General features: G+C 71.2%; 8 protein-coding genes. 5 read left to right on the top strand and 3 right to left on the bottom strand.

Going from position 1 to position 7,689, the window contains the following annotated elements:
* From G3I65_RS53065 to G3I65_RS53085, 5 genes are all read left to right on the top strand, one after another.
* A partial coding sequence (locus G3I65_RS53065) for an iron chelate uptake ABC transporter family permease subunit (RefSeq protein ID WP_160703845.1) occupies nucleotides 1-244 on the top strand: 244 nt, incomplete at its 5' end.
* Nucleotides 245-254: 10 nt separating this feature from the next.
* Nucleotides 255-1,073 (top strand): ABC transporter ATP-binding protein, encoded by an 819-nt coding sequence (locus G3I65_RS53070; protein ID WP_160703847.1) that lies wholly within the window; start codon nucleotides 255-257, stop codon nucleotides 1,071-1,073.
* Nucleotides 1,063-2,070, top strand: coding sequence for an ABC transporter substrate-binding protein (locus tag G3I65_RS53075; protein WP_160703849.1), 1,008 nt, complete (start codon nucleotides 1,063-1,065; stop codon nucleotides 2,068-2,070). The genes G3I65_RS53070 and G3I65_RS53075 overlap by 11 nt, the downstream gene beginning before the upstream one ends.
* Before the next feature lie 13 nt (nucleotides 2,071-2,083).
* Nucleotides 2,084-2,569, top strand: coding sequence for an Lrp/AsnC family transcriptional regulator (locus G3I65_RS53080; RefSeq protein WP_125306591.1), 486 nt, complete (start codon nucleotides 2,084-2,086; stop codon nucleotides 2,567-2,569).
* Nucleotides 2,570-2,675: 106 nt separating this feature from the next.
* Entirely contained in the window at nucleotides 2,676-4,979 is a 2,304-nt protein-coding gene (locus G3I65_RS53085) for a pyruvate dehydrogenase (RefSeq protein ID WP_160703851.1), read from the top strand.
* Nucleotides 4,980-5,036: 57 nt separating this feature from the next.
* On the opposite strand, the gene G3I65_RS53090 is transcribed toward G3I65_RS53085, so the two are convergent.
* The 3 genes from G3I65_RS53090 to G3I65_RS56800 all read right to left on the bottom strand — a co-directional run bounded on the left by G3I65_RS53090 (nucleotide 5,037) and on the right by G3I65_RS56800 (nucleotide 7,258).
* A complete protein-coding gene (locus G3I65_RS53090; RefSeq protein WP_160703853.1) occupies nucleotides 5,037-5,561 on the bottom strand; it encodes a hypothetical protein in 525 nt (174 codons plus the stop codon).
* 91 nt (nucleotides 5,562-5,652) lie between these two features.
* Nucleotides 5,653-6,249: a hypothetical protein gene (locus G3I65_RS53095; protein WP_160703855.1), complete on the bottom strand. Its 597-nt coding sequence runs from the start codon at nucleotides 6,247-6,249 to the stop codon at nucleotides 5,653-5,655.
* 79 nt (nucleotides 6,250-6,328) lie between these two features.
* A complete protein-coding gene (locus tag G3I65_RS56800) occupies nucleotides 6,329-7,258 on the bottom strand; it encodes a hypothetical protein (protein ID WP_203612748.1) in 930 nt (309 codons plus the stop codon).
* Nucleotides 7,259-7,689 lie beyond the last annotated feature (431 nt).

Genomic DNA, 7,689 nt, shown 5'->3' on the forward strand with positions numbered 1-7,689 from the left:
GGCCGCCGGGCCCGTCTCGTTCGTCGCGTTCGTGGCCAACCCGATCGCGACCCGGCTCGTCGGCGGTGCCCGCGCCGGGCTGGTCCCCGCCGCGCTGACCGGCGCGCTCGTGGTGTTGCTGGGCGACTTCGCGGCCCAGCACCTGCTCGGCGAACAGCTGCCGGTCGGCGTCGTCACCGGCGCGGTCGGCGCGCCGTACCTGCTGTGGCTGCTGGCCACCGCCAACCGCGCCGGGCGAGTGTGAGAGGAACGCCGTGACACTGCACACCGAGAACCTCGAGCTCGGCTACGGGCCGCTTCGCGTGGTCAAGGACCTCTCCGTCCGGATCCCCGAAGGCAAGGTCACGATGATCGTCGGGACCAACGCCTGCGGGAAGTCGACGCTCCTGCGCGGCCTCGCGCGCCTGCTCGCCCCGACCGCGGGCGCGGTCTACCTCGACGGCAAGGCCATCACGACGTGGCGCAGCAAGGACGTCGCCACCGTGCTCGGCCTGCTGCCGCAGTCGCCGACCGCGCCCGAAGGCATCACCGTGGCAGACCTCGTCGGCCGCGGCCGCTACCCGCACCAGGGGATGTTCCGCCGCTGGAGCGCCGAGGACGACGACGCCGTCGCGAAGGCGATGCTCGCGACCGACACCGTCGAGCTGGCCGGGCGGCCGGTCGACGAGCTGTCCGGCGGGCAGCGCCAGCGCGTCTGGATCGCCATGGCGCTGGCGCAGCGGACGCCGTTGCTGCTGCTCGACGAGCCCACGACGTTCCTCGACATCGCCCACCAGGTGGAGGTCCTCGACCTGCTGGCCGAGCTGAACGCCGAGGACGGCCGCACGATCGTCATCGTCCTGCACGACCTGAACCTGGCCGCCCGCTACGGCGACCACCTGATCGCGATGAAGGACGGCCGGATCGCCGCCGAGGGCGCGCCCGCCGACATCCTCACCGCCGAGCTCGTCGCCGACGTCTTCGGCATGCCCTGCCGGGTCATCCCCGACCCGGTCTCCGCCACGCCCCTGGTCGTCCCGATCGGCAGGCGGCGTGCCACTCCCCGAGAAGAAGGAACCCCCGATGCGTCCTAAGTGGACTCGCCTGGCCGCGCTGCTCGCCGCCGGCACGCTCCTCACCGCCTGCGGCCAGCCCGAGAAGCCCAGCACGTCCGGCGTCGGCGACCAGGACGTCGCGACCGGCGGCCGGCTGTTTTCCACCGCGGACACCGAAACCGCGAAGCTCGGCGCGGACGTCGGCCCCGGCGTCTTCCCGCGGACGGTCACCCACGCGCTGGGCAAGACGAAGCTGGAGAAGAAGCCGTCGCGGGTCGTCGTGCTCGACAGCGGTGAGCTCGACGACGTCCTCGCGCTCGGCCTCACCCCGGTCGGCATGGCCACCAACGCCGGGCAGAACGACGTGCCGGCCTACCTCGCCGACCGCGCGAAGGGCATCCCGGCCGTCGGCGGGGTCAGCAACCTCAACCTCGAGGCGATCGCGGCGCTGAACCCGGACCTGATCCTCGGCAGCAAGCTGCGCGCGAACGACCTCTACCCGCAGCTGTCGAAGATCGCGCCGACGGTGTTCAGCATCCGGCCCGGGTTCCCGTGGAAGGAGAACCTGCTCCTGATCGGCGCTTCGCTGGGCGCGGAGACGCAGGCGACCGGGCTGCTGAACGACTACCAGAAGCGCGCCAACGAGGTGAAGGCCGCGGTCAAGGGCACGCCGAAGATCTCGCTGCTGCGGTTCCACTCCACCGGCATCCGGCTCTACGGCAACCTGTCCTTCATCGGCGTCATCCTCAAGGACACCGGCCTCGCGCGCCCGGCCAACCAGGACATCAACGAGCTCGCGGCGCAGATCTCCAAGGAGCGCATCGACGAGGCCGACGCCGACTGGATCTTCTACTCCAGCCTCGGCAACGGCCCGAGCGCGGACGAGAAGGCCGTCACGAGCAGCGGGTTGTGGGCCGGCCTGGGCGCGGTGAAGGCCAAGCACGCGATTCCGGTGGACGACTCGGTGTGGTTCCTCGGTCTGGGCCCGATCGGGGCGATGAAGGTCCTCGACGACCTGAAGAAGTATCTGGGCTGAGAAGATCGGGGTCGTGTCCGACACCATCGACGAGATCGACGCGCGGCTGCTCCAGGCGCTGGGGGAGGACCCCCGGTCCACGGCGGTCGCGCTCGCCGAGCGGCTGGGCCTGTCCCGCAACACGGTGCAGGCCCGGCTCGCGCGGCTGGAGCAGCGCGGCGCGCTCCGGTCGTTCGAGCGCCGCATCGACCCCGCGCGGCTGGGCTACCCGCTGCGGGCGTTCGTCAACGCGCAGGTCGACCAGCGGCGCCTCGCCGAGATCGCCGAGGCGCTCGCCGAAATCCCCGAGGTCACCGAGGTGTGCGGGCTGACCGGCGCGAGCGACCTGATGGTGCAGGTCGTCGCGGTCGACGCCGACGACCTCTACCGGATCGCCGGGCGCGTCCTCGCCTCGCCGGGAGTGGAGCGGACGAACATCTCGCTCGTCATGCGCGAGCTCGTCCCCTACCGTCTGACGCCCCTGCTGGAGCGCGTGCATTCTGCGCACCCGGAGCCCTGAGCCGTCCGGTTCCGGTGTGCATTCTGCGCAGCCGGATCGACATCGGTTGTGCGAAGCGTCCGCCAGTGCTGTTCTGGGGGTGCTTCCTGCACGAAAGGTGTCGACGATGACTCAGGCCACCCCGGCGGCTCCGGCGACGGGCACGCTCGCCTCCATCGAGCAGCGGGTGCTGTGGCTCGCCACGGCGATCGTGCACCAGGCCAACCGGGTCCGGCCGAACCCCTCCGGCCTGAAGGTCGGCGGCCACCAGGCGTCGTGCGCGTCGCTGGTGTCGATCATGACGTCGCTGTGGTTCCGGCACCTGCGGCCCGAGGACCGCGTCTCGGTGAAGCCGCACGCGTCGCCGGTGCTCCACGCGATCAACTACCTGCTCGGCGAGCTGGACGAGGCCTACCTGCCGACGCTGCGCGAGTTCGGCGGCCTGCAGAGCTACCCGAGCCGCGCCAAGGACCCCGACCCCGTCGACTACTCGACCGGTTCGGTCGGCATCGGCGCGACCGCCCCGATCTGGGGCGCGCTGGCCCGCCGCTACCTGACCGCCCGCGGCTCGTCGGCCGGCACCGGCCGCCAGTACTCGCTGGTCGGCGACGCCGAGCTGGACGAAGGCGCGATCTGGGAGGCCATCCTCGACCCGGGCGTCGCCGAGCTGGGCGAGATCGTCTGGATCGTCGACCTCAACCGCCAGTCGCTCGACCGCGTCGTCCCGAACATCGCGGCGGGGCGGCTGCAGGGCATGTTCGACGCCGCCGGCTGGCAGGTGCTGACCCTGAAGTACGGGCGCCTGCTGGAAGAGCTGTTCACCCGGCCCGGCGGCGCCCAGCTGCGCGCGCGGATCGACGAGATGCCGAACCCGGAGTACCAGCGGCTGCTGCGCTGCGACGCCGCCCAGGTGCGCGACCGGCTGCCCGCCGGCAACGCCGCGCTGGGGGAGCTGGTCGCCTCACTGGACGACGAGACGCTGCTGGCCGCGATCCGCAACCTCGGCGGCCACGACCTCGGCTCGCTCGACGACGCCTTCGCGTCCATTTCGGACAGCCGGCCGACGGTGATCTTCTGCTACACCGTCAAGGGCCGCGGCCTCCCGACGCAGGGGCACCCGCAGAACCACTCGTCGCTGCTGACCGTCGCGCAGATGGAAGAGCTGGCTGCCTCGCTGGGGACCGACCTCGCTTCGCCGTGGGAGGGCTTCGCGGCCGACTCGCCTGAAGGTGCGTTGTGCGCCGAAGTCGCTTCGCGGCTTAGCCGTCCCGGCATTCCTTCGCTGCCTTCACTGGACCTGCCCGCCGACATCGGGCGCACGCCGTCCGGGACCGCCACGACGCAGGCGGCGCTGGGCCGCGTCCTGCTCGACCTGACCCGCGAAGCGCCCGAAGCGGCGAAGCGCGTGGTGACGGTCAGCCCCGACGTCAGCTCGACGACCAACCTCGGCGGCTGGGTCAACAAGGTCGGCGTCTGGTCGGCCACCGAGCGCCGCGACTGGTTCGAAGACGACCCCGAAACGATCATGCACTGGCGGGAGAAGCCCACCGGCCAGCACGTCGAATTGGGCATCGCCGAGACGAACCTGGTCGGCCTGCTGGGCGAGCTGGGCGCGACCTGGAGCCGCTGGGGCGAGCCGCTGCTGCCCATCGGCGTCATGTACGACCCGTTCGTCGAGCGCGCGCTGGAGCCGTGGTCGTTCGGGATCTACGCGGGCGGGCAGTCGATCCTGATCGGCACGCCGTCGGGCGTCACGCTCGCCCCGGAAGGCGGCGCGCACCAGTCGATCACCACGCCGTCGATCGGCATCGAGCAGCCCGGCTGCGTCAGCTACGAACCGGCGTTCGCGATCGACACCGAGTGGACGCTGCTGGCCGCGCTCGGCAGGCTGGGCAAGCCGGGCGGCACGTCGTCGTACTTCCGGCTCTCGACGCGCCCGGTCGACCAGACGCTCGCCGCCGTGCCCACCGACCCGGCGGCACGCGAACGCCGTCGCCGTCAGGTGGTGGCGGGGGCGTACCTGCTGCGGCGGGCTTCGTCGCCTTCGGTCACGCTCGCGGCGATGGGCGCGCTGGTGCCGGACACCCTGGCGGCGGCCGAGCGGCTGGCCCAGGTCGGCATCGAGGCCGACGTCGTCTGCGTGACGAGCCCGGGCCTGCTGTTCGAGGCGCTCCAAGCTCGTTCCGGCCGCGGCGGCGGCGAATCGTGGATCCTCGACCAGGTCTTCCCGGCCTCGCGGGCGAAGCCGCTGGTCACGGTCCTCGACGGCCACCCGCACACGCTGGCGTTCCTCGCCGGGGTCAACCGGGTCCCGGCGGTCTCGCTGGGTGTGACGGGCTTCGGCCAGTCGGGCTCGCTGGAGGACGTCTACCGGTACCACGGCATCGACACCGACGCGATCATCCGCGCGGCACTCGACGTGACGGCCTGATCAGGAGCCGGTCGTGAGTGTTCAGGGCGGTTAGAACCGCCCCGAACACTCACGACATCAGAGATCCCACTCGGCGAGCGGCTTGTCCAGCGCGTCGGTCCAGATCATCTTCGAGCCCGGCTGCAGCGGGGCGTCGAGCAGGACCTTGCCGGCGGCTTCCTCGCCCGGCTTGAGGTCCTTCAGCGGCAGGTCCGGGTCGGCGGCCGTGGCCGGGGCCATGCCGTCGGTGCCCTTGACGGTCTTGCCGTCCGGCGTCTTCATCCAGACGTAGAGGCCGTTCGTGCTGAACTCGCCCTTCTTGCCGACGATCTTCAGGTCGAACACGACGAAGCTGCCGCTCTTCGCCTTGATGCCCGGCGTCGTGCCCTCTTCGAGGGTGCCGACCGTGTTCAGCGTGATGTCAGCGCTGTTCTCGTCGTCTTCGACGGTGATCGTCTTGCCGATCGGCTTGTCGGCGGCCTTCTCCGACGGCTTGACGTCGGAGGCCCCGGCCGAAGCGGCCGGCGGGGCCGAGGTGGCCGAGCAGCCGGTGGAAATCAGGAGCAGTCCGGCCGCGAGGCCGGAGATGAGGATGTGACGCATCGATGAACCCTTCGCACAGCAAGAAAATCTCCCCCAGTCGGAGAGGGGAGTGATCTTGGTGCGTGCGGCCACACGGAACGCACACAGTCGTTCAGGCGAAGGTCGCCCCGGCGAGCAGGGCGTCCATCTTCGCGTCCCAGCCCGGGAACGACCCGTACTGCACGACGAGGATCTTGCTCGTCGGCAGCCACCACATCCGGACCTGGTTGTTCTGCGTCGCGTCCTCGCAGGTGACCTGCCAGCGGCCGTACTCGGCCTTCTTGGTGCCGATCGGGGCGAACCCGGAGTCGAGCAGGGTGCTGCCGGTGGCGACCGCGGCCTGGCCGGGCGGCGACGCGGCCGTGATGCACGTCGGCACGTCCGTGCCGGTGTACCAGCCGAAGGGCCGCTTCGCGCTCGGGAGGTTGATCGGCGCGTTCGGGTCCGACGTCGCTTCGCGCAGATCCAGCAGCCGTGCTTCGCAGACCGTGGTGCCTTCGGCGACGCAGCCGTCGAGGAGGCCGTCCTGGCTGTGCTCGGTGAAGGTCGCGCCCACCGGCAACGTCACGCGCATGGTCCCGACGACCGCTCGCGGCCCCGCGGCCGTCGTCACCGTCGGGACGGGCTGGGCCTGCCCCGCGGTCGATGTCGTGCAGGCCGCGGTGCTCAAGAGCGCCACGAGGACCAGGACGCTGTGCCGGAAGGACACGGGCTCACCTCTTTCGTCGCCACCTCGGACGCCCGGGCGGCCCGTCCGGTTTCACCGTAAAGGCCGCCCGGGCGCGGGATCAGGCGGCCACCGTCGTCAGCGAGACGTAGCCGGCCTGCAGCTGCGCGAGCGCCTCGAGCACGAACTTGGCGAGCTGGTCGACCGTGGTCGGGCCCGCCAGCAGTTGCCGGGTCAGCTCCAGCGGGACGCCGGACAGGCCGGGCTTCTCCGAGTACACGATGCTGACGGTGTTGCCGCCCAGCGCCGTCACGTCGACCGCGATGCCCGCGTACACCCCGGTCAGCTTGGCGGCGATCTTGGACACGAGGCTGTGGACGGTCACCGCCGTGGCGAAGGCCGCGATGATGGTCACGATCGCTTTCGCGTCGACGGACAGCGAAGGCGGCGTCGACCACGCGCCGCCGCTGTAGAGCCGGGCCGCGGAGTCCTGGCCGGTCAGGTCGATCTCGACCGCGTTGGAGCGCGCGGAGCTGAACATCGTGCTGGTGGCGATGTCCTGCTCGAACCAGACCTGCACGCACTCCACCGGGGTCAGCACGTCCGTGCCGGGGATGATGGCGTCCTCGGCGACGTAGATGGGGCTGGTCGACGCGTTGCCGTCGATGTCGGTGGCGGCCGCGCACAGGCCGGGGTGGATCGAGGCGTACTCGTTGATCAGCGTGATCCCGGTCGGCGTGTCGCCCGACGAGGGCGTGCCGAGCACGCCGTTCTTGTCGAGCACCACCTCGTCGCCGAGGCCGATCGGCACCTTCTTCGTCGAGACGCGCACGCCCACGTCGCCCTTGAACTCGTTGCTGCCGAACAGCTCGTACAACGGCTGCCAGGAGAAGGTGTTGTCGGCCAGGTACTCGCCCGCCGACTGCCACACGACGTTGTAGGTGTCGTTCACCTTCTTCGCGAAGCACAGGTTGTAGCCGTTGTTCTTGAGCTCCTCCAGGTCCGCCGTGTCGATCTGGATGCCGACGCTCTTGCCCGCCGCGTTCGTCATGGTTCCCGCTCCTCGGTTCGTTCCGGTGGGCCGGTGCGGCCCTCGGGACCGACCTTCCGGGACCGCCGTCGCGGCGGTGTTCGTGTCGCGTACCGCGCGCCGTCGGGCGTCACACGATGGGCTAAACCGGGGCGGAGGACTGCCGTTGGGCCATTGGCGATCCGCGGCGCCCGTTCCCCGGGAGTCCGGCGACGCGCCGTCGCGGCGGGTCCCGTCCGGGTGACCGGTCAAGCCCGCGCACGGCTGAGCGGCGGCCGCGCGGGCGCGGCGGTCCGGACGCGGCGTGAGAGAGCGGGAAGACGCTGCGGAGACACCGCCGGTGCCATGCTCGGAGACCGGCGAACGGCGTCGACGGAGACGAGGGACCACGATGGGTGAGGGTGACAGATCCGGCGTGGAATTGGTGCTGCTGGGCGGGTTCGAGCTGGTGG

This window comes from Amycolatopsis sp. SID8362, assembly GCF_010550475.1.
Lineage (GTDB): Bacteria > Actinomycetota > Actinomycetes > Mycobacteriales > Pseudonocardiaceae > Amycolatopsis > Amycolatopsis eburnea.